This window comes from Lacihabitans sp. LS3-19, from assembly GCF_024343575.1.
GTDB lineage: Bacteria > Bacteroidota > Bacteroidia > Cytophagales > Spirosomataceae > Leadbetterella.
The window spans coordinates 1-2,117 of record NZ_RJUA01000081.1 but is presented as its reverse complement, the minus strand read 5'-3'; the positions used below and the strand labels follow the sequence as shown (position 1 = coordinate 2,117).

At 36.6% G+C, this 2,117-nt stretch carries 1 protein-coding gene; it reads right to left on the bottom strand.

What is annotated here, in order from left to right; translation table 11 throughout:
• On the bottom strand, nucleotides 1-2,117 hold a 2,117-nt coding region (locus EGI22_RS15455), incomplete at both ends, for a hypothetical protein (protein WP_255069335.1).

Here is a 2,117-nt window from a genome sequence, read left to right as displayed (position 1 = left end):
AATAGTTCCACCTGATGGATTTTGAATGCTTGCGATGGTCAATGGATTGAAACCTGCACAATTTGTAGAGGTATTTTCTTCAATAGAACCAGGTGCCAAAACTGGATAGACTTTTATGTTAAGCGTCTGACTTTGTGGTGATTGGCATTCTGAAGTTTGGCATTTTGCGGAAATACTGAAATTATTATTTGCAGTAATTTCAATACTCGCACCTTTCATTCCATTGTTCCAAATTATATCACCCGAGCAGTTTGAGGCATTTAAAGTAATGATTTCTCCAAAACAATAATTTAGTTGTGAAGTAGAAATGTTAGGAGCTTCAATTCCAGGAACTACTGTAATATTCACACTTTTAGAAACCGCGTCACAAGAGTTTTTACAAGAGACTATATAAGTAGTATTTTCTGTTGGTGCAACATTAATTTGAGCTGAAGTTTGGCCTGTAGACCAAAGAATTTCTCCTTTACAGCCTGAAATTAAAATACTTACATTCGCACCAGCACAAATGGTGGAATCTGCAAAAGGCACCGAAATACTCAATTGCGGATGAAAAACAGCCGAAACTACATTGGAAGTAGCTATGTTGCATGAACTAATTATGCAATCAACTCTTGCTCTAAAGTGAAAAGTGCTATCGTTTCCAGGATTATCGAAACTAAAAGCTAATGCGTCTGAAACAGAAATATTTTTCCAAGCTGTAGAACTTTGAGAAGAACTGACTTTATTGATTTGCCATTGAATATTACAAGTTCCTTCACCGCCGATTACGGTTTTTGTGAGATTTAGAGTATTTCCAAAACAAACCGAATCTGTATCTGCAACAATGCTTATACTTGGATCTGGGTTGATGCTGAAAGTCGTGATATTTGAATACACAGTGTTGCAAGAATCAAAAGCCATCCTTCTGTAACAAGTCGAAACCAATAGGGCTGGAGGGTTGAAAGTTGCAATATTTTCTCCCGAAATATTTACCCAAGTAGGGTTTGCCGCTGAACAATCTTCCGCTTTTTGCCATTGAATGGTTCCTCCAGAAGGATTTTGAACGCTTGCGATGGTCAATGGATTGAAACCCGCACAATTTGTAGAAGTATTTGAAACAATAGAACCGGGCGTCAAAACTGGATAAACTTTGATATTAAGCGTTTGACTTTGTGGAGATTGGCATTTTTGATCGAAACAAGAAGCCGAAATGCTAAAGCTTTCATTTGCAGTAATTTCAATACTAGCACCTTGTATTCCATTGCTCCAAATTACTTTACCAACACAGTTAGTTGCGGTTATTTTTATAGTTTCCCCAAAACAATAATTCAATTGTGAAGTAGAAATATTTGGAGCCTCAATTCCGGGAACCACCGTAATATTCACACTTTTAGAAATAGCATCACAAGAGTTTTTGCAATTGACAGTGTAAGTGGTATTTTCGGTTGGAACAACATTTATTTGAGCAGAAGTTTGACCACTAGACCAAAGAATATCACCTTTACAGCCTGAACTTGAAATACTTACATTCGCACCTGCACAAATTGTTGAATCTGTAAAAGGCACCGAAATACTTAAATCAGGATGAAAAACAATTGAAAGCACATTGGAAGTAGCGATATTGCAAGAACTATTAATGCAATCCACTCTTGCTCTAAAATAGAAAGTGCTATCGTTTCCTGGATTATCAAAACTAAAGGCTAAAGCGTCTGAAACAGAAGTATTTTTCCAAGCTGTAGAACTTTGAGAAGAACTAACTTTATTGATTTGCCATTGAATATTACAAATTCCCTCACCTCCAATTACTGTTTTTGTGATATTAAGCGTTTTTCCAAAACAAACCGAATCTGAGTCAGCCACGATGTTTATACTTGGATCTGGATTGATGTTGAAAGTCGTAATATTTGAATATACAGTATTGCAAGAATCAAAAGCCATCCTTCTGTAACAAGTCGATACCAAAAGAGAAGGAGGGTTGAAAGTTGCAGTATTTTCTCCCACTATATTTATCCAAGTAGGGTTTGCGGCGGAGCAATCTTCCGCTTTTTGCCATTGAATCGTTCCACCAGACGGATTTTGAATACTTGAAATTGTTGAGGGATTATAACCTGCACAATTTGTTGAAGTATTTTCTACAA